General features: G+C 60.4%; 17 protein-coding genes. 6 read left to right on the plus strand and 11 right to left on the minus strand.

From position 1 onward, the window contains the following. Positions 1-87 precede the first annotated feature (87 nt). Positions 88-678: an RNA polymerase sigma factor SigX gene (gene sigX, locus F2P67_RS18535; RefSeq protein WP_166222309.1), complete on the plus strand. Its 591-nt coding sequence runs from the start codon at positions 88-90 to the stop codon at positions 676-678. Between the two features lie 107 nt (positions 679-785). Then, positions 786-1,820, plus strand: coding sequence for an OmpA family protein (locus F2P67_RS18540; protein WP_166222310.1), 1,035 nt, complete (start codon positions 786-788; stop codon positions 1,818-1,820). A gap of 90 nt (positions 1,821-1,910) precedes the next feature. Here F2P67_RS18540 and cobA read toward each other — a convergent pair whose 3' ends face one another. From cobA to F2P67_RS18580, 8 genes are all read right to left on the minus strand, one after another. Then, positions 1,911-2,654, minus strand: coding sequence for a uroporphyrinogen-III C-methyltransferase (gene cobA / locus F2P67_RS18545; RefSeq protein ID WP_166222311.1), 744 nt, complete (start codon positions 2,652-2,654; stop codon positions 1,911-1,913). Positions 2,655-2,667: 13 nt separating this feature from the next. Further along, on the minus strand, positions 2,668-5,382 hold the full coding sequence (locus F2P67_RS18550; protein WP_166222312.1) for a nitrate reductase: 2,715 nt from the start codon (positions 5,380-5,382) through the stop codon (positions 2,668-2,670). Next, positions 5,382-5,699, minus strand: coding sequence for a nitrite reductase small subunit NirD (gene nirD / locus F2P67_RS18555; RefSeq protein ID WP_166222313.1), 318 nt, complete (start codon positions 5,697-5,699; stop codon positions 5,382-5,384). The genes F2P67_RS18550 and nirD overlap by 1 nt, the downstream gene beginning before the upstream one ends. Then, positions 5,696-8,164 carry a nitrite reductase large subunit NirB gene (nirB, locus tag F2P67_RS18560; RefSeq protein ID WP_166222314.1) on the minus strand — a complete coding sequence of 823 codons (2,469 nt, stop codon included), beginning with the start codon at positions 8,162-8,164 and terminating at the stop codon, positions 5,696-5,698. The genes nirD and nirB overlap by 4 nt, the downstream gene beginning before the upstream one ends. Before the next feature lie 303 nt (positions 8,165-8,467). After that, complete coding sequence (locus F2P67_RS18565) at positions 8,468-10,138, minus strand: bifunctional protein-serine/threonine kinase/phosphatase (protein ID WP_166222315.1); 1,671 nt, start codon at positions 10,136-10,138, stop codon at positions 8,468-8,470. Positions 10,139-10,145: 7 nt separating this feature from the next. After that, a complete protein-coding gene (locus tag F2P67_RS18570; RefSeq protein ID WP_166222316.1) occupies positions 10,146-11,357 on the minus strand; it encodes a nitrate/nitrite transporter in 1,212 nt (403 codons plus the stop codon). A gap of 444 nt (positions 11,358-11,801) precedes the next feature. Next, positions 11,802-12,377, minus strand: coding sequence for an ANTAR domain-containing response regulator (locus F2P67_RS18575; RefSeq protein WP_134826004.1), 576 nt, complete (start codon positions 12,375-12,377; stop codon positions 11,802-11,804). Between the two features lie 15 nt (positions 12,378-12,392). Beyond that, entirely contained in the window at positions 12,393-13,604 is a 1,212-nt protein-coding gene (locus F2P67_RS18580; protein ID WP_166222318.1) for a CmpA/NrtA family ABC transporter substrate-binding protein, read from the minus strand. Positions 13,605-13,827: 223 nt separating this feature from the next. Here F2P67_RS18580 and F2P67_RS18585 point away from each other — a divergent pair, with 223 nt between their 5' ends. Continuing rightward, positions 13,828-14,847: a quinone-dependent dihydroorotate dehydrogenase gene (locus F2P67_RS18585; RefSeq protein WP_166222319.1), complete on the plus strand. Its 1,020-nt coding sequence runs from the start codon at positions 13,828-13,830 to the stop codon at positions 14,845-14,847. 337 nt (positions 14,848-15,184) lie between these two features. On the opposite strand, the gene rmf is transcribed toward F2P67_RS18585, so the two are convergent. Next, positions 15,185-15,400 (minus strand): ribosome modulation factor, encoded by a 216-nt coding sequence (gene rmf, locus F2P67_RS18590; RefSeq protein WP_003223300.1) that lies wholly within the window; start codon positions 15,398-15,400, stop codon positions 15,185-15,187. A gap of 531 nt (positions 15,401-15,931) precedes the next feature. Between rmf and rlmKL the strand changes: the two genes are divergently transcribed. Beyond that, positions 15,932-18,202 (plus strand): bifunctional 23S rRNA (guanine(2069)-N(7))-methyltransferase RlmK/23S rRNA (guanine(2445)-N(2))-methyltransferase RlmL, encoded by a 2,271-nt coding sequence (gene rlmKL, locus F2P67_RS18595; protein ID WP_166222320.1) that lies wholly within the window; start codon positions 15,932-15,934, stop codon positions 18,200-18,202. Positions 18,203-18,346: 144 nt separating this feature from the next. After that, the gene (locus tag F2P67_RS18600) at positions 18,347-20,728 is read left to right on the plus strand and encodes a sensor domain-containing diguanylate cyclase (protein WP_166222321.1); all 2,382 of its coding nucleotides are present in this window, start codon (positions 18,347-18,349) and stop codon (positions 20,726-20,728) included. A gap of 122 nt (positions 20,729-20,850) precedes the next feature. Here the strand turns inward: F2P67_RS18600 and dacB are convergent, their stop codons facing one another. Continuing rightward, on the minus strand, positions 20,851-22,311 hold the full coding sequence (gene dacB, locus F2P67_RS18605) for a D-alanyl-D-alanine carboxypeptidase/D-alanyl-D-alanine endopeptidase (RefSeq protein WP_166222322.1): 1,461 nt from the start codon (positions 22,309-22,311) through the stop codon (positions 20,851-20,853). 234 nt (positions 22,312-22,545) lie between these two features. On the opposite strand from dacB, the gene F2P67_RS18610 reads away from it, so the two are divergent. Then, positions 22,546-22,890 (plus strand): YggL family protein, encoded by a 345-nt coding sequence (locus F2P67_RS18610; RefSeq protein WP_007952029.1) that lies wholly within the window; start codon positions 22,546-22,548, stop codon positions 22,888-22,890. A 59-nt stretch (positions 22,891-22,949) separates the two neighbouring features. On the opposite strand, the gene F2P67_RS18615 is transcribed toward F2P67_RS18610, so the two are convergent. Further along, positions 22,950-24,140 carry a benzoate/H(+) symporter BenE family transporter gene (locus F2P67_RS18615; protein ID WP_166222323.1) on the minus strand — a complete coding sequence of 397 codons (1,191 nt, stop codon included), beginning with the start codon at positions 24,138-24,140 and terminating at the stop codon, positions 22,950-22,952. Between the last annotated feature and the right edge of the window lie 259 nt (positions 24,141-24,399).

The raw sequence follows: 24,399 nt of genomic DNA on the forward strand, positions 1-24,399 counted from the left end.
GGCAAACCCTGCTAATGTATGCCGCCGCAAAACGCCAGCTGATGCTGGTTGCGGTGGACATTGACCTGACTGTCGGCACGACTTGTTTTGAATAAAGCCCATACGCTATCCACGCGCTACGACCCCCGCGAGCTCTCTGATGAGGAGTTGGTCGCGCGCTCGCATACCGAGCTGTTTCACGTGACGCGCGCCTATGAAGAGTTGATGCGGCGTTACCAGCGAACATTATTTAACGTCTGCGCGAGATATCTTGGGAACGATCGCGATGCAGACGATGTCTGTCAGGAAGTCATGTTGAAGGTGCTGTATGGCCTGAAGAACTTCGAGGGGAAATCGAAGTTCAAAACGTGGCTCTACAGCATCACGTACAACGAATGTATTACGCAGTATCGGAAAGAACGGCGAAAGCGTCGCTTGATGGACGCATTGAGTCTTGACCCCCTCGAGGAAGCGTCCGAAGAAAAGGCGCCCAAACCCGAGGAGAAGGGCGGGCTTGATCGCTGGCTGGTGTATGTGAACCCGATTGACCGCGAAATTCTGGTGCTACGATTTGTCGCAGAGCTGGAATTTCAAGAGATCGCAGACATCATGCACATGGGTTTGAGTGCGACAAAAATGCGTTACAAACGTGCTCTAGATAAATTGCGTGAGAAATTTGCAGGCATTGCTGAAACTTAGTTCGGCGCAAATATCTCTTACGTGTAGGCAAGTTCTGATAGACTTGCCGCCGAGTTGTCCCCCGGTTTGCGGGACTGCTTCACAATCACCAGATGGGGATTTAACGGATGAAACTGAAAAACACCTTGGGCTTGGCCATTGGTTCTCTGATTGCCGCCACTTCGTTCGGCGCTCTGGCACAAGGCCAAGGCGCAGTTGAAATCGAAGGCTTCGCAAAGAAAGAACAATTCGACAGCGCTCGTAACTTCAAAAACAACGGCAACCTGTTCGGTGGTTCGGTTGGTTACTTCCTGACCGACGACGTTGAACTGCGTCTGGGCTACGACGAAGTGCACAACGTGCGTTCCGACGACGGCCGTAACATCAAGGGCGCCAACACCGCTCTGGACGCTCTGTACCACTTCAACAACCCAGGCGACATGGTTCGTCCATACGTTTCGGCTGGTTTCTCCGATCAGAGCATCGGTCAGAACGGTTCCAGCGGTCGTGACCGCTCCACCTTCGCCAACGTTGGCGCTGGTGCAAAACTGTACTTCACCGAAAACTTCTACGCCCGTGCCGGCGTTGAAGCTCAGTACAACATCGACCAGGGCGACACCGAGTGGGCTCCTAGCGTCGGTATCGGTGTGAACTTCGGTGGCGGCTCCAAGCCTGCTGCTGCTCCAGTTCCAGCACCAGCTGAAGTCTGCTCCGACAGCGACAACGATGGCGTTTGCGACAACGTTGACAAGTGCCCAGACACCCCAGCCAACGTAACTGTTGACGCTGACGGCTGCCCGGCAGTTGCTGAAGTTGTTCGTGTTGAGCTGGACGTCAAGTTCGACTTCGACAAGTCGGTTGTGAAGCCAAACAGCTACGGCGACATCAAGAACCTGGCTGACTTCATGAAGCAGTACCCATCGACCACCACTACTGTTGAAGGTCACACTGACTCCGTCGGTCCTGACGCTTACAACCAGAAACTGTCCGAGCGTCGTGCAAACGCCGTTAAGCAAGTTCTGACCAACCAGTACGGTGTTGAATCGTCCCGCGTTCAGTCTGTTGGCTACGGCGAATCCCGCCCGGTTGCTGACAACAAAACTGAAGCTGGCCGTGCTGTTAACCGTCGCGTAGAAGCGCAGGTTGAAGCTCAAGCTAAGTAATTAGCTGCCGCTACGAGAAAAGCCCGGCTCAGGCCGGGCTTTTCTTTGTCTGCGATTTGAGTTTCCAGCATTGAAAAGGTCAGGTGAATCCTACATTGAGGCTACACGCGTCTTGCTGGCTTGCTCCGCATACACCGCCACCGCGCCGATCACCAATATCGCCGGGCTCTTCAATTGAAATCTGTAGGCGTCCTCGTTCATTGCTGTCAGATCGCTCCGACATTCCCGCTGCTCCGGCAACGACGCATTTTCGATCATCGCCACTGGCGTATCCGCTGCCATCCCGCCCGCCAGCAACTGATCGCGAATCTCCCCCAGCTTGGCCACACCCATGTAAATCACCAGTGTCGTGCCTCCCTGTGCCAGCGCCTGCCAGTTCAACTGGCTGTCGTCCTGGGTGTGAGCCGTCACCAGCGTCACCCCGCGAGCGACCCCGCGCAGCGTCAGCGGAATATCGCACTGCGTCGCTCCCGCCAATCCTGCGGTGATGCCGTTGACCAGCTCGACCTCAACCCCACGTTCACGCAACCACTGCGCTTCTTCTCCACCGCGACCAAAAATGCACGGATCGCCGCCCTTGAGTCGCACCACACACTTTCCATGACGGGCATATCGCAACATCAGCCGGTGAATAAACGCCTGCGGGGTGGATCGGCAGCCGCCACGTTTACCCACTGCAATGATTCGCGCGCCAGCGCAATGTTCCAGCACCGCGTCGTTGACCAGGTCATCGATCAGCACGACATCGGCCTCACGCAAGGCGCGTACCGCTTTGAGGGTCAACAATTCCGGGTCACCGGGGCCAGCGCCCACCAGCCAGACTTTTGCATTCATGCTGTTTTCCTCATCAGTTGACGGCGATCGGCTGCAGCTCGGCAGCCAGCAAGCGCTTAATCTCCGGGACGCACGAGCCGCATTGCGTGCCGCAGCCCAGCGTGTTTTTCAAACCCTGCAAATCCAAGCCTTGGCGAATGCCGGCACTGATCGCGTTAAGGCTGACGTTCTTGCAGTTGCACAGCGTTTTATCCGCAGCGACCTTTCCGGCGACGCTGCCCGGTGGTGCGCTCACCGGCGCCAGCAGCCAGCGGCGCAGTTGTTCGTCGGCGCGACCTTCGAGCCACAACCCTTGCAGCCAATGCTGAGCGAGGGTTTCACCGGCCAGTCGAATCGCGGTGATCCGACCGTTCTCAATACGTACGCGTTTACCGATGGCCCGACGTGGATCGTCATAGGCCAATACCGGGCCGTCGATCAACGACAGGCAGTGGTCAATTTCACCCAGCAACGCGGGTTCGGGCGCCACGCTGCTGGCTGCACGTATCAACAATGCCGATCGTTCACGTCCGACAAGGCTGAGACTCACGTAGGAAAATGCCTCGCAGAGCGGCCGTAACCTTTCGAAATGCTGCTGAACATCTCCTTCGATCAATGCAAAAAGCTGCCAGGGCAGGTTGACCGGCTCCAGGCGTACACCGCTGTGCTTCAGTTCCGGTTGTTTCGACAGTGGATCGAAGGCCGGCAGGGTCAAGCTGTTCACGCCGCCCTTGAGAAACCGGTCGCCCCAGTGCATCGGCAAAAAAGCCTGGCCCGGACGCACACTGTCATCGCTGCCGACAGCGACGATCACTGCGCCCCGACGACTTTTGAGATTGACCAGATCACCGGCCTGCAAGCGGTGTCGTCGCAACTCATCCGGGTGCAGACTGAGTACCGCTTCGCTGACATGCCCGAACAGCTGCGCAGCGGTGCCGGTGCGGCTCATACCGTGCCATTGGTCACGCAAACGACCGGTGATCAGGGTCAACGGGAAGCGCGCATCACGCTGTTCTCTGGCGGCGCGATACGGGTCGCTAATGAAGTGCGCCCGACCGTTGGCCGTAGGAAAAACACCGTCCACATACAGCCGTGCTGTTCCTGCGCGGGCGCCGGCGGGGAAGGGCCATTGCTGCGGTCCGATCTCGTCAATCAGCGCATGACTGATGCCGGACAAATCCAGATCCCGCCCGCGTGTCAGCCCTTTGAATTCATCGAACAACTGTGAAGGCTGATCGAACCCGAACAGGCTCGATTCACCGGGGCGCAGACGTTTCTCCAGCCGTTGTGCGAAATCTACCGTGATGGCCCAATCCGCCCGTGCCTCGCCGGGTGGGAGAATGGCTTTGCGCACGTGAGAAATGCGCCGCTCGGAATTGGTGACAGAGCCTTCCTTCTCGCCCCAACTGGCGGCGGGCAGCAGCAGGTCGGCGAACGCAGCAGTTTCGGTGGTGCGAAAGGCTTCTTGCAGAACCACAAACGGGCAAGCCTCCAGCGCTGCCCGCACCGAATGTTGATCAGGCATCGATTGCGCAGGGTTGGTGCAGGCAATCCACAGCGCCTTGATCTTGCCGCTGCGCACCTGATCGAACAGTTCGATGGCGCTGAGACCGGTGCTTTCCGGCAACCGGTCAACGCCCCAATAAGCCGCCACTTCGGCGCGATGTTCAGGGTTGGCGGCCTCGCGGTGGCCGGGTAACAGATTGGACAGGCTGCCGGTTTCACGACCACCCATGGCATTCGGCTGACCGGTCAGGGAGAAAGGTCCTGCACCCGGACGGCCGATTTGCCCGGTGGCCAGATGCAGATTGATCAGCGCGCTGTTCTTCGCGCTGCCGGCGGTGGACTGGTTCAGGCCCATGCACCACAGCGACAGAAAACTCGGCGCGGTGCCGACCCATTCGGCGCACTGCTGCAGTTGCTCGACACTGATCCCGCACAGCTGGGAAACCATCTGCGGAGTGTAATCGCGTACCAGGTTTTTCAGTTCGGCGAGCCCATCGGTGTGTGCCTGGATGAATTCGCGGTCGACCCAGTCTTCCCACAACAGCAGGTGCAAAATCCCATGGAACAAGGCGACATCAGTGCCCGGCAGAATCGCCAGATGCAGATCCGCCAGATCGCAGGTATCGGTACGGCGCGGATCGATGACGATGACTTTCATCTGTGGACGGCGGGTTTTTGCTTCCTCCAGCCGACGAAACAGCACCGGGTGAGCGTAGGCCATGTTGCTGCCGACAATCATCACGCAATCACTGAGTTCCAGATCTTCATAGCTGCAGGGCGGTGCATCGGCGCCGAGGCTGCGTTTGTAGCCGACCACCGCTGAAGACATGCACAGCCGTGAATTGCTGTCGATGTTGTTGGTGCCGACCAGCGCCCGCGCCAGTTTGTTGAAGGCGTAGTAATCCTCGGTCAGCAACTGCCCGGAAATGTAGAACGCCACGCTGTCCGGGCCATGTTCGGCGATGGTGTCAGCAAACACATTGGCGGCGTGCTCCAGCGCGGTAGTCCAATCGGTGCGGCTGCGCGCCAGCCCCTTGCCCAGACGCAGTTCCGGATACAGCGCGCGGGCTGCAAGATCACCGGTCAGGTGCAAGGTCGAGCCTTTGCTGCACAGTTTGCCGAAGTTGGCCGGGTGCGCCGGATCGCCGCTGACATCGGAGATCCGCTCGCCGTCATGCTCGATCAGCACGCCGCAGCCGACGCCGCAGTAGCAACAGGTCGAGGCGGTCGTCTGGCGGTTCATCAGATGGCTTCCCGCAAGGCCAACTGCACCCGACCGTTCTCAACCCGCGCCGGGTGGTGGTGCGCGCAACCGACGTCCGGTGCCTGGGCTTCGCCCGATTGCAAGTCGATCTGCCAGTTGTGCAGCGGGCAGGCCACACGTTTGCCGTAGATCAGACCTTGGGAGAGCGGGCCGCCCTTGTGCGGGCAGCGGTCATCGAGGGCGAAAACCTCATCGTCGCTCGTACGAAAAATCGCAATGTCACCTTTCGGCCCGGCGATGATCCGCGAGCCGAGGGCATTGATCTCTTCCAGGGCACAGATATCCAGCCAGTTCATGCCGGCACCTCCAGGTTTTTTACGGGGATCACGTCGAATTCTTTCTTTAATTGCGGCTGCGCCAGACGCTCTTTCCACGGGTCTTGTTCGAACGACAAAGAGAATTGCAGGCGCTCGTTCAGGGCCTTGCGGCGTTCGGGGTCTTCGAGCACGGCTTTCTTGATGTGCTCCATGCCGACCCGTTGCAGGTAGTGCACGGTGCGTTCGAGGTAGAAGGCTTCTTCGCGATAGAGCTGCAGGAAAGCGCCGTTGTATTCGCGCACTTCTTCGGCGGTTTTCAGCTTGACGAAGAACTCGGCGACCTCGGTCTTGATCCCGCCGTTGCCACCGATGTACATCTCCCAGCCGGAGTCGACGCCGATGATTCCTACGTCCTTGATTCCCGCTTCCGAACAGTTGCGCGGGCATCCGGAGACCGCGAGTTTCACTTTGTGCGGCGACCACATGTTGAACAGGTCGTGCTCAAGCTCGATGCCCAGTTGCGTCGAGTTCTGTGTGCCGAAGCGACAGAACTCGCTGCCGACGCAGGTTTTTACGGTGCGGATGGATTTGCCGTAGGCGTGACCGGACGGCATGTCGAGGTCTTTCCACACACCGGGCAGGTCCTGTTTCTTGATCCCCAGCAAGTCGATGCGCTGGCCGCCGGTGACCTTGACCATCGGCACCTGATATTTGTCCGCCACGTCGGCGATCCGCCGCAATTCCGACGGGTTGGTCACGCCGCCCCACATCCGTGGCACCACTGAATAAGTGCCGTCCTTCTGAATATTGGCGTGGGCGCGTTCGTTGATCAGGCGCGATTGCGGATCGTCCCTGGCTTCGCCGGGCCAGGTGGAAATCAGGTAGTAGTTGAGGGCCGGGCGGCAGGTGGCGCAGCCGTTCGGGGTGCGCCAGTTGAGGTAGCTCATGGTGTCGGCGATGGTCAGCAGATGCTGCTCGCGGACGGCCTGGCGGATCTGGCCGTGGTTGAGGTCGCTGCAGCCACAGATGGCTTTTTCGCTTTTCGGTTTGACGTCCGCCGCGCCGCCGACGGTGTTGATCAGGATCTGCTCGACCAGACCGGCGCAGGAGCCGCATGAGCTGGCCGCCTTGGTGTGTTTCTTCACTTCATCGACGCTGAACAGGCCGTGTTCCTGAATCGCTTTGACGATGGTGCCTTTGCACACACCGTTGCACCCGCAGACTTCGGCGGTGTCGGCCATGCTCATGGCTTTGTCCTGACCCTGATGTCCTACATCGCCGAGTGCATGCTCCATAGAAGAAGAGCCGCCGAACATGAGGTGATCGCGGATCTGCCGAATGTCGTGATTCTCACGAATCTGTCGGAAATACCAACCGCCATCCGCCGTATCGCCGTACAGACAGGCGCCGACCAGCACGTCATCCTTGATCACCAGTTTTTTGTACACCCCGCCGATCGGGTCGGAGAGGGTGATGGTCTCGGTGCCTTCACCACCCATGAAGTCGCCAGCGGAAAACAGGTCGATGCCGGTGACTTTCAATTTGGTCGACGTCACCGATCCCTGATAGCGGGCGAAGCCGAGTTGAGCGAGGTGATTGGCGCAAACCTTGGCCTGTTCGAACAGTGGCGCGACCAGACCATAGGCAATGCCGCGATGACTGGCGCATTCGCCGATGGCGTAGATGCGCGGGTCGTAGGTTTGCAGTGTGTCGTTGACCAGAATCCCGCGATTGCACGGGATGCCAGCCTTTTCCGCCAGTTCGGTGTTGGGGCGAATGCCCGCGGCCATAACCACCAGATCGGCAGGAATGATGTCGCCGTTCTTGAATTGCACCGAGCCGACCCGACCATTGCCGGCGTCGTGCAGGGCCTGGGTCTGTTCGCACAGGCGAAAGTGTAAGCCACGGGATTCGAGGGCGGTTTGCAGAAGCTGGCCGCTAGTCTTGTCCAGTTGCCGCTCCAGCAGCCATTCGCCGATGTGCACGACGGTGACGTGCATGCCGCGCAGCATCAGACCGTTGGCGGCTTCGAGGCCGAGCAGGCCGCCGCCGATCACCACGGCGTGCTTGTGGGTTTTCGCCGTGTCGATCATCGCCTGGGTGTCGGCGATGTCGCGGTAGCCGATCACGCCGTGCAGGGTGTTGCCGGGGATCGGCAAGATGAACGGCGTCGAACCGGTGGCAATCAGCAGGCGATCGTATTCGGCCTCGGTGCCGTCCTCGGCGATCACCCGGCGTTTGACCCGGTCGATCTCCACTACTTTGCGGTTGAGCAGCAGTTTGATGCCGTTTTCCAGGTACCAGTCCAGATCGTTGAGGACGATCTCTTCGAAGGTCTGCTCGCCGGCCAGCACTGGCGACAGCAGGATGCGGTTGTAGTTGGTGTGCGGTTCGGCACCGAAGACCGTGATGTCGTACAGCTCGTTGCTCAGCTTGAGCAGTTCTTCGAGCGTGCGGACACCAGCCATGCCATTGCCGATCATCACCAGTTTGAGTTTTTTCATCAGGTTCTCCGGGGAGCTGCGGCTGGCCTCTTGTGGGCAGTCAGGCCTTGCTCGACAAATTTTGCGCAACAAAAAAAGGCGTCCCGCTAGTTGCCTAGCGAGGACGCCTTTGTCCTGGTCCCGTTCTCTCGGGAAGCGCAGCCTTCGTCGTTGAAGGTTGGGCTTTATGTGTGTGCTGAAGGAGTTAATGCAGTGGTTGTGCCAAGTGGGAGTAGTCCCGGTTTCATTGGGGGATTACCTGATTTTAAAGATGATTTTTTGCACCGAATCGATGCGGATTGCTCGTGAATGGTGCGACGCGGTTCAACGGTGAAACAACAAAAACAGCAGAACCAGATTTCCGAGCAATGCCACCAATGCCATCGTCCGCCAGACCTTCAGCGGCTCGCGTTCCAGCAACGGTCGGGGCCGCACACTCAGACTCCGACGCTCACCCTTTTCCAGCACCAGCAGCCATTCTTCCGCCGTTTCAAAACGTTGCTGCGGATCAGCAGCAATCCCTCGCTCCAGACTGTGCGCCAGCCAGTGCGGCACATCAGGCCGATAACGACCGGCGCTCACCGGCACGCCGAATCGTGGCCGCTGAAACGCTTCGATCTCGCCATAAGGGAAATGCCCCGTCAGCAGGAAGTACAGGGTCACACCGAGCGCATACAAATCCTGCTGTGCGCTTGGCGGCACACCGCCAAAACTTTCCGGCGCGAGGTAGCTCGGCGTTCCGGGCAGCGTCGCAGGCGCGTCCTCGGAGAGGCCGGGACAATACGCCAGACCAAAATCCAGCAGGCGCAATTCACCGTCATTGCCCAAGTGCAGGTTGTCCGGTTTGATGTCACGGTGAAAAATCTGCCGCCGGTGCAGCAGACCGACCGCGCGTAGCAGGCGCTCGGCGATTTCCTGCCACTGCGCTAAAGGCAATGGGCCGGATTGTTGAAACAATTGCGCCAGCGTCTGCCCTGAATATTCCCGCATCACGTAGTACAAATGCTGACGCTGCAGGCAGCCATGGATTTCAGGAAAGTGCCGCCCGGCCACGCGTTTGAGGAACCATTCCTCCGACAACAAGGCTTGGGCGGCTTGTGGATCCTCCTCCAGACGCGTCGGCAAGGTTTTCAGCAGCCATGTCTGGCCCTGACTGTCGACGACTCGATAAAGCAGCGATTGCTGACTCTGTGCCGCGACGCCTTGGATCTGCCAGCCTTCGAATGCCTGGCCGGGTTTCAATGGCGGCGGCAATGGCCATTGCTGCAAATGAATCAGGGCATCGCCAATGTTGGCCTCACCGAGCGCATCGACGCGCACCAGCAAAGCACTGGCATTGTCCTGGCTGCCAGCCCGATGCGCGGCATTCACCAAGGTGTCTGCTGCGCTGTCGAGACCCGGTTGATCACGCAGAATCGCCGCAATTGCAGTGTCCCCCAGCGTCGACCAGACGCCGTCGCTGAGCAGTACGAAACACTCGCCCTCGCGCAGTTCGCCGTCGAGAAAATCCAGCACCAGATGCTGATCCAGACCCAGCGCACGCTTGAGCACATGCTGCATGCCCTGTTGCTCCCAGACGTGGTCTTCGCTGATCCGCTGCAAGCTGTCGGCGTGCCAGCGATAAACCCGGCAATCACCCACATGGGCGAGGGTAAAACGCCGCCCGCGCATGACCAAGGCGCTCACCGTGGTGAGCAGCGGTTGGCCACCGCCATTGGCCTGCAGCCAGCGATTTTGTGCGATCAGCAGACGATCCAGCGCCTGCGCCACGCCCCAGGTTTCCGGGGTGGCGTAGTAGTCCAGCGCCAGGGCCTGCAGGGTCGACTGCGCAGCCAGTCCGCCGTCGGCACACTGGCTGACGCCGTCAGCGATGGCGAACAGACAACCCTTGCTCGCCGCCAGCGCCGGAGCCGGCGTGACCGAGCGCAAAGCGTCCTGATTCTCTGCGCGCGGCCCGGTGGCGCTGGCTTCGGCGAAACTCAGTTGCAGGGCCATCGGCGCCTCAGACTCGCGCCGCGGTCACCGCCGCCGACCCCCACGTGGTTCTCCAGCGACGCTTGACGCCGTGCAGGCCAAACCATGCCAGCACGCCAAGGCTGGCGAACAACCACAGCGCCAGTTGATAGCTGCCGGTGCTCTGTTTGATCGCGCCCATACCGGCGGCGAGGGCAAAACCGCCGATGCCGCCGGCCATGCCGATCAGTCCGGTCATCACGCCGATTTCCAGACGAAAACGCTGCGGTACCAGTTGGAAAACAGCGCCGTTGCCTGCCCCTAAACCGAGCATGGTGCAGACGAAAAGGGCGAGCGCGGCGTAGGAGCTTGGCAGGTTGAAACCGACGGCGGCGATGCAGATGGCGGCGACGGTGTACATCGCCAGCAACGTGCGGATGCCACCGAAGCGATCCGCCAGCGCACCGCCCAATGGTCGCATCAGGCTGCCGCCGAACACGCAGGCAGCGGTGTAGTAACCGGCGGTCACCGGGCTCAAGCCGTACTGATCGTTGAAATAGCCGGGCAGGGCGCTGGCCAGGCCAATGAAGCCGCCGAAGGTCACGCTGTAGAAAAACATGAACCACCAACTGTCGCGGTCGCCCAAGGCTTTGAAATAGTCGGCCATGGCTTTTGGTTTCGGCCGCGCGGGTGCGTTTTTCGCCAGCCAGGCAAACAACACCAGCGTCAGAATCAGCGGGATCAGGGCGAAACCGAATACATTGCTCCAGCCGAACGCAGCGGCGAGTACCGGCGCGAGCAGGGCGGCGAACACGGTACCGGAGTTGCCCGCACCGGCGATCCCCATGGCTTTGCCCTGATGCTGTGGCGGGTACCATTGCGACGCCAGCGGCAGGGCGACCGCGAATGACGCCCCGGCCATGCCGAGAAACAGGCCGAGCAGCAGGGCTTGTTCATAACTGTGGATACCGAGTTTCCAGGCACCGAACAGTGCACAGATGACAATAACCTGGCCGATCAGCCCGGCGGTTTTCGGCGACAGGCGATCCGCGAGCATGCCCATCACGAAACGCAATAGCGCACCGGCGAGGATCGGTGTGGCGACGACGAGACCACGTTGTTGGGTGGTCAGGTGCAGATCAGCGGCGATCTGCACGGCCAGCGGGCCGAGCAGATACCAGACCATGAAACTCAGGTCGAAATAGAGGAAAGCTGCGAACAGGGTCGGGGTGTGGCCGGATTTCCAGAAGCTTGAATTCATCGCGCACCTCAGCTGAAAAGAGTCTCGAAAGGAGTCGTGCAACAGCAGGTGGGGCGCCGCCACGGCCGCACCACCGGCCCCGGTCTGTGGGGCCAAAACGCAAAAACGCCGCTACCTGTTGCGCCGGTTGGGCGAACGGGTGAGCGACGTCTTTGTCGTGGGTGGGGCAACCGCCGTTGGTTACCTGTAGGGATTGCTTAGCGAGATTTGTGCCAAGTCAAAATCAAAAGCCCCTCACCCTAACCCTCTCCCGGAGGGAGAGGGGACTGATCGGGGTATATTCGAGAGATACGCCGACGTGAACGATCGGCTTTGAATCCATAATCGACCGGGTTTTTCAGGTCGATGTATGACGCAAGACACTGCGGTCGGTTCCCTCTCCCTCCGGGAGAGGGTTAGGGTGAGGGAGCTTTTGATTTTATGCCGCAAAAGCAGCGCAGGACTTCAGCCAAGCAACTCACTCATGGCAATGATCTGTTCGGCCACCTGGATCAGTTTCTGCTGCCTGCTCATCGCCTGGCGCCGCATCAGCGTGTACGCCTCTTCCTCGTTGCAGTCCTTCATCTTCATCAACAAGCCTTTGGCCAGCTCGATGCGCTTGCGCTCGGCCAGTTGTTGATCACGCGCCTGCAACTGCGCACGCAACGCCTGATCACTCTCGAAGCGCGCCATCGCCACGTCGAGAATCGGCTGCAAGCGCTGGGCGTGAATGCCTTCGACGATGTAGGCACTGACCCCGGACTTGATCGCCTGACGCATCACCCCCGGGTCATGCTCGTCGGTAAACATCACGATGGGCCGAGGCTGGTCGCGGCTGACCAGCACCACTTGTTCCATGACGTCGCGCCCCGGTGACTCGGTATCGATCAGGATCACGTCCGGGCGCACCGTTTCGACGCGCGCGGGCAGGTCGATGGTCAGGCCGGACTCGTCGATCACCTCGAAACCGGCTTCGGTCAATGCCGCTTTCAGGCGGCCGACTTTTTTCGCCGTGTCGTTGATCAGCAGAATGCGCAACATGTTCGCGATCTCCTGTCAGCGGCGAGCGAGCAGGGGAGCGTTGTCGCTCAGGGCATGCAGTTTGAAGCTGCGCGCATAACCGGCCGGATCGCTGCCGTCCCATACTTTGCCATCCAGTAACTGACTGCTGCGCATGTCCGTGCCCCACGCGGCAACGCCGACAGCGGTCGCGGCTTGGCGATAAACGTCCAGTTGCTGAACCTGACGGGCGACGGCGAGATAGTCCGGATCCTCGCGCAGCAAGCCCCAACGACGGAACTGGGTCATGAACCACATGCCGTCCGACAAGTAGGGCAAATTCACTTCGCCACTGCCGTGGAAGCGCAGGGCGTGCGGGTCTTGCCAGCGGTTGCCGAGGCCATCGGCGTAGTCACCGAGAAAACGCGGCTCGATGCATGAAACCGGCGCGTCCAGATATTCCGCAGCGCTGAGCAATTGGGCAGTGCTGCGGCGATTCTCCGGGCTGTCTTCGATGAAGCGACTGGCTTCGAGGATCGCCATCACCAGGGCGCGTGCGGTATTGGGGTATTGCTCGACAAATTCACGGGTGCAGCCAAGGACTTTTTCCGGATGATCGGGCCAGATGCTCTGGCTGGTGGCCAGGGTAAAGCCAAGATTGTGCTGCACCGCGCTGGCTGCCCACGGTTCGCCGACGCAAAAACCGTCGATACGCCCGGCTTGCAAGTGCGCGACCATTTGCGGCGGTGGCACCACCACGCTATCGACGTCCTGCAACGGGTGAATGCCCTGACTCGCCAGCCAGTAATAAAGCCACATGGCATGGGTGCCGGTGGGGAAAGTCTGCGCGAAGGTGAGTTTTGCGCGGCTTTGGTGCACGTGGCGATCCAGTGCTTCAGGACTGGTCACCCCGAGGTTTTGCAGACCGCGGGACAGATTCAGACTTTGGCCATTCTGGTTCAGGCCCATCAGCACCGCCATGTCGGTGGGCGCGACGCCGCCAATGCCCAGGTGCACGGCGTAGATCAGGCCGTAAAGGCTGTGGGCGGCATCGAGTTCGCCGCTGACCAGTTTGTCGCGCAGCCCTGCCCAAGAGGTTTGGCGCTTGAGATTGAGCGTCAAACCGTATGGCTGTGCGAAACCCTGTGTCGCCGCGACGACCACCGAGGCGCAATCGCTCAGCGCCATGAAGCCGAGGTTGATCGCAGTCTTTTCCGGGGCATCGCTGCCGTTGACCCAGGCCAGCGGCCCTGCCGTAGGTTCGTTCATCTAAAGCCACCTCGAAAAAAAACGCCGCCCCGGTCTTTGCGCAGGCAAAACCCGATGACGACGCCATTGTCCTTGCCCACCTGCCGCCATTGGCCTGCGAACTGATAGCGATGAGGGTGCAAGGCATATGCCACTCATGGGATTTGCGCGTGTGCCTCGCGTCACAAGTCGTTGCCCGGCTATAATCGCCGCCTCTTTTCGCCGCCTCGAGTCAAAGCCGCCCATGTACACCCTGGCCCGTCAGCTGTTGTTCAAACTCTCCCCGGAAACCTCCCACGATCTGTCGCTGGATCTGATCGGCGCGGGCGGACGTTTGGGCCTCAACGGCTTGCTGTGCAAGGCGCCGGCGAAGAAGCCGGTGACCGTCATGGGTCTGGAGTTTCCGAACCCGGTGGGCCTGGCAGCCGGTCTGGACAAGAACGGCGCGGCCATCGACGGCTTCGCGCAACTGGGTTTCGGTTTTGTCGAAATCGGCACCGTGACCCCGCGTCCGCAGCCGGGTAACCCGAAACCACGGATCTTCCGCCTGCCGGAAGCCGAGGCGATCATCAACCGCATGGGCTTCAACAACCTCGGCGTGGATAACCTGCTCGCGCGGGTGGCAGCGGCCAAGTACACCGGCGTGCTGGGCATCAACATCGGCAAGAACTTTGACACCCCGGTCGAGCGTGCGGTGGACGATTACCTGATCTGTCTGGACAAGGTCTACGCCCACGCCAGCTATGTGACGGTCAACGTCAGCTCGCCGAACACCCCGGGTCTGCGCAGCCTGCAATTCGGCGATTCGCTCAAGCAACTGCTGGCCGATCTGGCGACGCGCCGCGCCGAACTGGCGTTGCGTCACGGCAAACATGTGCCGTTGGCGATCAAGATCGCGCCGGACATGACCGATGAAGAGACTGCGCAGGTCGCTCAGGCGTTGATCGAAACCGGCATGGACGCGGTCATCGCGACCAACACGACCCTGAGCCGTGTCGGCGTTGAAGGCATGGAGCATGGCGACGAGGCGGGCGGTCTGTCGGGCGCGCCAGTGCGCGAGAAGAGCACGAACACAGTGAAAGTGCTGGCGGGTGAGCTGGGCGGGCGACTGCCGATCATCGCGGCGGGCGGCATTACTGAAGGCAAGCACGCGGCTGAAAAAATCCTCGCCGGTGCGAGTCTGGTGCAGATCTACTCTGGCTTCATCTATAAAGGTCCGGCGCTGATCCGCGAATCGGTAGACGCGATCGCCGCGCTGCGCTGAGGCTTGCCGAGGTCTTGTTGTGAGGGGCTTTGTGGCGAGGGGATTTATCCCCGTTCGGCTGCGCAGCAGTCGTGAAGTCATAACCTTCAATTGACCTGACACACCGAGGCGGATGGTTTTGGGGCTGCTTCGCTGCCCAACGGGGATGAATCCCCTCGCCACAGGATCCAGTGATTTCTGAAATCCAGTCATCACAATAATCTGCATGCTCCGGTATTTTCAGACATAAAAAAGGGCTCCTCGAAGGAGCCCCTGGGCCGCAGCCCGCCGTCCGGGAAGGACGTGCATGGTAAGTCGTTACAAATTCAGATTGTCGTGTCGGAATAAATGCCCTGTGTCAGCCGACGGCGTGAAGTTCGTTGAGTCTGTGGATTCCCGCAGTGCCGGTCATACCGTCCCAGTTGTCGCCGCGTCCTTCGCGCCAGCCGTTAATCCAGGCTTGGCGTACCGACGGTAGAGTAAATGGGCAAAGCTCACGGGATTTGCCACCAACGCCATATTGATATCCGCGCAAAAATGCTCTTTCCAACGGATCACGCTTAAGTCTTCTCATAGGGTGTTTCCCTCACTTGTTGACTGTTTGTGTCGCGTTGACCTCAACCGAGGTCTGGCAGAAAAACTCTGCCGTGGGGCGGCTCGCTGCCGGCGTGGCGAGCCAAGGTGTTGACGCCGTTGCGACGTCAACCTGTGTTCAGTTCTAACCAATGAGTCACAGCGATGGAATGATCGTTTTGTCATAAGGACGTAACGAAAAGCGTGCTAAGGCGATAAGTAACTGCGTATTTATTGAGTGTTTATTGAGCAAACCCCGGTATGATCGGCCCCGCGCTGAATGATGGGCTTAATTCTTTAGTGAGAATGACCCACGTTTAGGGTCAGGTACTATTCGACGAAGGGTCGCTTTAAGTCTTTTTGTTGCACCAACTATTTTCTCTGTCCTTGCATCTAAGCTCTTTTAACCCGAGCAGCGGGGATGGAATGGCACACCTTCGTGCCACGCGGGCGTTCTTTTAGAAAAGCGCCTGATTGAAAACCGGATCGGCAATGCGTTGCCGATTCACTAGCCAAAGGCTCTGGAAATACCATGTCCGACCGTTTCGAACTCTTCCTCACTTGCCCCAAAGGCCTTGAAGGCCTGCTCATCGAGGAAGCCGTCGGGCTTGGCCTTGAAGAAGCGCGCGAGCACACCTCCGCCGTGCGTGGCATGGCCACTATGGAAACCGCTTATCGCCTGTGCCTCTGGTCGCGTCTGGCCAACCGGGTATTGCTGGTGCTCAAGCGTTTCCCTATGAAGGACGCCGAAGACCTGTACCACGGCGTGCTCGACGTCGAGTGGCAGGATCACATGCTCAGCGATGGCACCCTGGCCGTCGAATTCAGTGGCCACGGCTCGGGCATCGACAACACTCACTTCGGCGCGCTGAAAGTCAAAGACGCCATCGTCGACAAACTGCGCACCCCGCAGGGCGACCGCCCAAGCATCGACAAGCTGAACCCTGATCTGCGTATTCATCTGCGCCTGGATCGCGGCGAAGCGATTCTCTCGCTCGACCTCTCCGGCCACAGCCTGCACCAGCGCGGCTATCGCCTGCAGCAGGGCGCGGCACCGTTGAAGGAAAATCTTGCGGCGGCAATCCTGATCCGTTCCGGCTGGCCGCGCATTGCCGCCGAAGGTGGCGCGCTGGCTGACCCGATGTGCGGTGTCGGTACGTTCCTCGTCGAGGCCGGCATGATCGCCGCCGACATGGCGCCTAACCTGCGTCGCGAGCAGTGGGGTTTCACGGCGTGGCTGGGCCACGTGCCGGCGCTGTGGAAAAAACTGCACGAAGAAGCTTCCCAGCGCGCCGCTGCCGGTCTGGCCAAGCCGCCGCTGTGGATTCGCGGTTACGAAGCCGACCCTCGTCTGATTCAGCCCGGTCGCAACAACGTTGAACGTGCCGGCCTGAGCGAGTGGATCAAGATCTACCAAGGTGAAGTGGCGACGTTCGAGCCGCGCCCGGATCAGAATCAGAAAGGTCTGGTGATCTGCAACCCGCCGTACGGCGAGCGTCTCGGTGACGAAGCCAGCCTGTTGTACCTCTACCAGAATCTCGGCGAGCGCCTGCGTCAGGCCTGCCTGAACTGGGAAGCGGCGGTGTTCACCGGCGCACCGGATCTGGGCAAGCGCATGGGTATTCGCAGCCACAAACAGTATTCGTTCTGGAACGGCGCGCTGCCGTGCAAGCTGCTGCTGATCAAGGTGCTGCCGGATCAGTTCGTCACCGGCGAGCGTCGTACCCCGGAGCAACGTCAGGCGGAACGTGAGCAAGCCGCTTACGATCAGACCCCGGACGAGCCGCAAGAGCGCAAGTTCAACAAGAACGGCAACCCGATCAAGCCGACGCCAGCCCCGGCGCCGGTAATCGAGCAGCCGCGCCTGAGCGAAGGCGGGCAGATGTTTGCCAATCGCCTGCAAAAGAACCTCAAGGCCATGGGCAAGTGGGTCAAGCGCGAAGGCATCGATTGCTACCGCGTCTACGACGCCGACATGCCTGAGTACGCGATGGCCATCGACCTGTATCACGACTGGGTGCATGTCCAGGAATACGCCGCGCCGAAGTCCATCGACCCGGAAAAAGCCTCGGCGCGCATGTTTGACGCACTGGCGGCGATTCCGCAGGCGTTGAACGTCGACAAGAGCCGTGTGGTGGTCAAGCGCCGCGAGCGGCAGAGCGGCACCAAGCAATACGAGCGTCAGGCCGCGCAGGGCAAGTTCAACGAAGTCAGCGAAGGTGGCGTGAAGCTGCTGGTCAACCTCACCGACTACCTCGACACCGGGCTGTTCCTCGACCACCGGCCGATGCGCATGCGCATTCAGAAAGAGGCCGCCGGCAAGCGTTTCCTCAATCTGTTCTGCTATACCGCGACTGCCAGCGTGCACGCGGCCAAGGGCGGCGCGCGTAGTACCACCAGCGTCGACCTGTCGAAAACCTACCTCGACTGGGCGCGCCGCAACCTGTCGCTGAACGGCTTCTCCGACAAGAACCGTCTGGAGCAGGGCGATGTGATGGCCTGGCTGGAAAGCAGCCGTGACGAGTACGACCTGATCTTCATCGACCCGCCGACCTTCTCCAACTCCAAGCGCATGGAAGGCATCTTCGACGTGCAGCGTGATCAGGTACAGTTGATCGACCTGGCCATGGCCCGCCTGGCACCGGGGGGCGTGCTGTACTTCTCCAACAACTTCCGCAAGTTCCAGTTGGAAGAAAACCTCGCCGAGCGTTACGCGGTCGAGGAGATCAGCGCGCAGACCATTGATCCGGATTTCGCCCGCAACACCAAGATTCACCGCGCCTGGAAAATCACGGCTCGTTGACACTTGCCCGGACTGGATCCACAGAGCCTTGATTTTTAAAGGCTCTTGGATCCAGTCAGTGCTAGCCAAATTAATGGCTAATAGCTATAACTCACTCATGGCCAATGGGGCTTCCCCGGAACACTGGCGTAGTGAGTTGCCCTTATGTCGTTGCACCCCGTGCGCCCAAAGATCCTGGGTTTCATCAGCGAAGAAGTCTCGGCCTGGCTGGTCGCGATGCTAGTATTGCTCGCCGGCGGGATTCTCACGGGGCTGCTCGCCTGGGCCACTTTCAATCAATTCGAGCAACAACTGCGTCAGCGCTTTCAACTGCTGGCCAACGAACGTTACAGCCGCATCGAAGAACGTTTTCAGGATCAGGAGCAACGTCTTGATGGCCTGCGACGGTTCTTCGCCAATTCCGAATCCGTGTCCCGCGCCGAATTCGACGGTTACACCCAACCCCTCTTGCTGCGTACCCAGGCCTATTCCTTTGCGATGCGGGTCAATGGTGCCGAGCGCGCCGCGTTCGAGCAGCACGTGCGTGACGAAGGCCTCGGCACGTTTACCATCCGTGAGCTGAATCCGCAGGGTGAGCTGCAACTGGCCGGTGTGCGCGACGAATACGTGCCGGTGCTGTTCAGCCAGACACAAAGTCGCCTGGGCTCGCCGCTGGGCTACGACTTGCTGGCCCAGCCGCTGCGCCGCGATACCCTGCAACGCGCCGAAAAGCTGGGCAGTCTGGCGGTGTCGCAGCCGATGCATCTGGTCAGCATCGAGCCGTCGTATGCGCGGGGCGTGCTGCTGGTGGCGCCGGTCAGCCGCGCCGGTGAGCGCAAGCCGTTCGGTTACGTGATGGCGGTGATCAGCATGCGTCAGTTGCTGGCCGACGGTTTGCCGGATGCGTTCCATGACTATCTGTCGGTGCGCATTCTCGATCTGTCGACCAATGACCAGCACGAAGTGTTGTTCGAATCGACCAATGAACCGGCCGCCAGCGATCTGTCGGCCACGCGTCTGGTGCGCATGGCCGATCACGACTATCAGGTAGACATCCTGCCGAGCGAGGCCTTTTTGCAAGCCAATCACTCGTCGGTCGGCAGCGTGATCATTCTGGGTGGCTTGCTCAGTTTGCTGCTCAGCGCCTTGCTGTATGTGCTGGTCAGTCAGCGTCAGCGCGCCTTGCGCATGGTTGAAGTGCGCACCCAGGAGTTGCACGCCCGCGAGCAGGAGTTGCGCGGCACCCATGGTCAGTTACGCGGCATCCTCAATGCCGCGACGCAGGTGGCAATCATCGCCACCGACTTGCGCGGGGTGATCAATACGTTCAACCCCGGCGCTGAGCAGATGCTCGGTTATCAAGGCGCCGACGTGATCGGCCACATGACCCTGGAAAACCTGCATTTACCCCGCGAGCTGGTTGCCCGGGCGACGCAATTGAGTGCGCGTTACGGCAAGACCATCCCGACCTGTCAGGCGATGCTGGTCGAGGGCGGCGAAGTCGGCGGCCACGAGGCGCGCGAATGGACGCTGGTGCGCAGCGACGGCAGCCATTTACCGGTGAACATGCTGGCCACGCCGGTTCTCGATGAGCAGGGCCTGTGGGTCGGGCACCTGGTGATCTGCATCGACATCACCGAACGCAAGCGGGTGCACGAAGTGCTGGCGGCGCGGGACGTCTTGCTGAAGAAGCTCAGCGCACACGTGCCCGGCGGCATCTATCAATTCAAGATGGAATTCGACGGGCGCTTCAGCGTGATCTACGCCAGCGACGGTATCCGCGAGATTTACGAGCTGGAGCCGGATGTGCTGCTGCTCAACGCCGAAGCGATCTTCACCCGCATCCATCCGCAGGACATCACCCGCGTGCGCACGTCGATCCGCGCCTCGGCGGACAACCTCAGCCCGTGGCGCGAGGAGTATCGCGTGCAATTGCCCGAGCGCGGCTTGCGCTGGGTGCGCGGCGAGGCGACCCCGGAGGAGCTGCCGGGTGGTGGCGTGCTGTGGCATGGCTACATTTCGGACATCTCCGATCTGAAGCGGGTCGAGGAAGAGTTGCGCGCACTGTCCGTGACCGATTCGCTGACCGGTATTCACAATCGCCGCTATTTCCAGGAGCGCCTGACCACCGAAATGGCCCGGGTCGAGCGCGGTGGCGGCGAACTGTCAGTGATCATGCTCGACATCGATCACTTCAAACGCATCAACGACCAGTACGGCCATGCCGTGGGCGACCGCGTGCTGCAAGCGGTGTGCGAGCGCATTGGTCATCGCCTGCGGCGTACGGATGTGTTCTGTCGGTTGGGCGGCGAGGAGTTCATGGTGCTGTGCCCGGACATCGACGGCGAACACGCCTACATGCTGGCGGTGGAATTGTGGCAGGGCTTGCGCAGCGCGCCGGTGGATGTAGTCGGCGTGGTCACCGCGAGTTTCGGCATCGCCAGTTGGCGGCCGGGGGAGGGCGCTGATTCGCTGCTGCTACGCGCGGATTCGGGGGTTTATGCGGCGAAGCAGAGCGGACGGGATCGGGTTGAGCAGATGAGCTAAGCCGTGACGCCAAGCTTTGTGGGGGCGGGCTTGCTCGCGAAAGCGTTGGTTCAGTCAATATTTCGGTGACTGACACTCCGCCTTCGCGAGCAAGCCCGCTCCCACATTTGGATCTGTGGTGGTTACAGGACCGAAGCCGTCTGCGGCGTCCGTGGCTGCTTGTAGAGATCCAGCAGCAACTGATCGAGCACCGACGACGCGCCAAACGGTGCTTTGTCGTTGAGGATCGCCACCACCGCCCAGGTGTTGCCATTGACGTCGCGGCTGAAGCCGGCAATCGCGCGCACGGTGTTCAGGGTGCCGGTCTTGACGTGGGCTTCGCCGCGCACCGCCGTGGTCTTCAGGCGTTTGCGCATGGTGCCGTCGGTGCCGGCAATCGGCAGCGAGCTGATGTATTCGGCGGCGTACGGACTGTGCCAGGCGGCTTGCAGCATGGCCGCCATCTCGCGGGCGCTGACCCGTTCGGCGCGGGAGAGGCCAGAGCCGTTCTCCATCACCAGGTGCGGGGCGGTAATGCCTTTCTTCGCCAGCCACTGACGCACCACGCGTTGCCCGGCCTTGGCGTCGTCGCCGTCAGCCTCGTTGCGGAACTTCTGCCCAAGGCTGAGGAACAGTTGCTGAGCCATGGTGTTGTTACTGTATTTGTTGATGTCGCGGATGATTTCCGCCAGATCCGGCGAGTAGGCGCGAGCGAGCAGTTTGGCGTTGCCCGGGGTCGACGCGAGGCGATCCTTGCCCTGAATGCTGCCACCCAGTTCTTTCCAGATCGCGCGAACGGCGCCGGCGGTGTAGGTCGCGTGGTCGAGCAGCGACAGGTAAGTCTGCGAGCTGCAACCTTCGCCCAACTGGCCGGCGACGGTCACGGTCACGCTGCCATCGGCCTGCGGCACCGGGTTGTAGCGTACGCCGCCGGTGCACTGCTTGGAGGGCAGGGCTTTAACGGTGTTTTCGATGCGGATGCTGGCAATCGGCGGTTCCACCGAGATCAACACCCGGCCACCGTCATTGCGCGCCACAAAACGCAGAGCCTTGAGATTGACCAGCAGGGCGTCGGGTTTGACCAGGAACGGCTTGTTCTCGTCATTGCCGTCATCGTTGAATTCCGGCAATTGCGGTTGCACGAAGAAATTGCGGTCAAGGATCAGGTCGCCAGTGACCTGAGTGACGCCGTTGGCGCGCAGGTCACGCATCAGTAGCCAGAGTTTTTCCATGTTCAGCTTCGGATCGCCGCCACCCTTGAGGTAGAGGTTGCCGTTGAGGATGCCGCCGTTCAGGTCGCCATCGGTGTAGAACTCGGTCTTCCACTGATGATTGGGGCCGAGCATTTCCAGCGCCGCGTAGGTGGTGACCAGCTTCATGGTCGAGGCCGGGTTGACCGACACGTCGGCGTTATACACGGTCGGCGTGCCCGGGCCGTCGAGCGGCACCATCACCAGCGACAGGGCAGTGGGCTGCAGCTTGCTGGCCTTCAGGGCTTTTTCGACGTTGGGGGTCAGGGACGTATTGATGGGGGCAGCAGAAACAGGCAGGGCCAGAGGCAGAAGAAGGCCGGCGAGAAACAGTGGACGCAACGATTTGATCATAAGAAATAAAACCCTACAGCCGAGGGGGAAAAAGGCGAGGACATGGATGAAAAAGTCCTCAGTGGTCACGAAAGTGTCGGCATTATGCCCCAAGGTGTAACAGCTTGTGCCTTTCGCAAGGGTGCCAATTCGTTATTTTTTTACGGGCGGTCGCACGCTCGTCCCGGATAGGCGGGCAATCGCCGCCTTAAACTGGTAAAGTGCCGGCCGTTATTACTTAAGAGGATTGTTCCAATGGCGACTAACCGTTCCCAGCGTCTGCGCAAAAAACTGTGCGTCGATGAATTTCAAGAGCTGGGTTTCGAACTGAACCTGGGCTTCAAAGAAGACCTGTCCGAAGAAGCCATTGACGCTTTCCTCGAAGCATTCATCAAAGAAGCCATGGAAGCCAATGGTCTGGGCTATGTCGGCGGCGACGACTTCGGTCTGGTTTGCCTGCAGAAGCGTGGCTCGGTTTCCGAAGAGCAGCGCGCTGCCGTTGAAGCCTGGCTGAAAACCCGCTCCGAGCTGACCAGCACTGAAATCAGCCCGCTGCTGGACGTTTGGTATCCGGAAAAGCCGATCAACGCGGCTAAGTGATACTGAAAAAAACGGCGACCTGAGGGTCGCCGTTTTTTTATGTCCGGATTTTGCCTTGATCAGGCTTTGCGCCAATTCAGAATCAGCAACGTCAACACGCCTGCGACAATTCCCCAGAACGCCGAACCGATGGAAAACAGCGTCAGCCCCGACGCCGTGACCATGAAGGTGATCAGCGCCGCTTCGCGCTCCTTCACCTCGGTCATGGCAATGCTCAGGCCGTTGATGATCGAGCCGAACAGCGCCAATGCGGCAATCGACAGCACCAGTTCTTTCGGTAGCGCGGCAAACAATGCGGCCAACGTTGCGCCGAACACCCCGGCAATCCCGTAGAAAATCCCGCACCACACCGCGGCGGTGTAGCGCTTGTTGCGGTCTTCATGGGCGTGTGGCCCGGTGCAGATTGCCGCGCTGATCGCTGCCAGGTTGATGCCGTGAGAACCAAACGGCGCCAGCAGCAGCGAGGCGATGCCAGTAGTGGTAATCAGCGGCGAGGCGGGGACGTTGTAACCGTCGGCGCGCAGCACGGCGATGCCGGGCATGTTCTGCGAGGTCATCGCTACGACGAACAACGGAATGCCGATGCTGATGGTTGCCGCCAGTGAGAAGTGCGGCGTCGTCCAAATCGGCGTGGCCACTTCCAGATGAAAACCGCTGAAGTCCAGCAATCCCATGAAGCCCGACAGTGCCGTGCCGATCAGCAGCGCGGCGAGCACGGCATAACGCGGCGACAGGCGCTTGACCACTAAATAGGTGAAGAACATCCCCAGCACCAGCCCGGTGCGGTGCTGCGCGGCGACGAAGATCTCGCTGCCGATCTTGAACAGAATCCCCGCCAGCAAGGCCGCCGCCAGCGATGCCGGGATTTTCTTCACTAACCTTTCGAAACTGCCGGTCAGTCCGCAAATGGTCACCAGTACGGCGCAGGTGATGTAGGCGCCGATGGCCTCGCCATAACTGACGCCACCCAGGCTGGTGATCAATAGCGCCGCGCCCGGGGTCGACCAGGCGATAGTGATCGGCGTGCGATAACGCAGCGACAGGCCAATCGAGCACACCGCCATGCCGATGGAGATTGCCCAGATCCACGAAGAAATCTGCCCGCTGCTCAGGCCCGCTGCCTGCCCGGCCTGAAACATCAGCACCAGCGAGCTGGTGTAGCCGGTCATCATCGCAATGAACCCGGCGACGATGGCCGAGGGCGAGGTGTCGGAGAAGGGGCGCAGTTGCGTGTGGGTGGCGTCGTTCATGACGGCGGTGTTCCTTATACCAATGAAGATGTCCCCTTTGACGCAAACCCTACAGGGATTGTGCGCTGAAGGCGGATTCTGCGAACAAGCCTAAACTCAATCGTAACGGATCGTTGCAATACAGCCGAAGTGACAAACAGCCGTACAGTCGTGTTGCCACCGTCCATTGTGTACAATCGCGCTGTTTTTTACGCGATACTTGCCAGCGACCTACTGTGCCGTATTACAGTCACGGTCTATTCGCCGCAGTTCTCCCGAC

Source organism: Pseudomonas atagonensis, assembly GCF_011369485.1.
Lineage (GTDB): Bacteria > Pseudomonadota > Gammaproteobacteria > Pseudomonadales > Pseudomonadaceae > Aquipseudomonas > Aquipseudomonas atagonensis.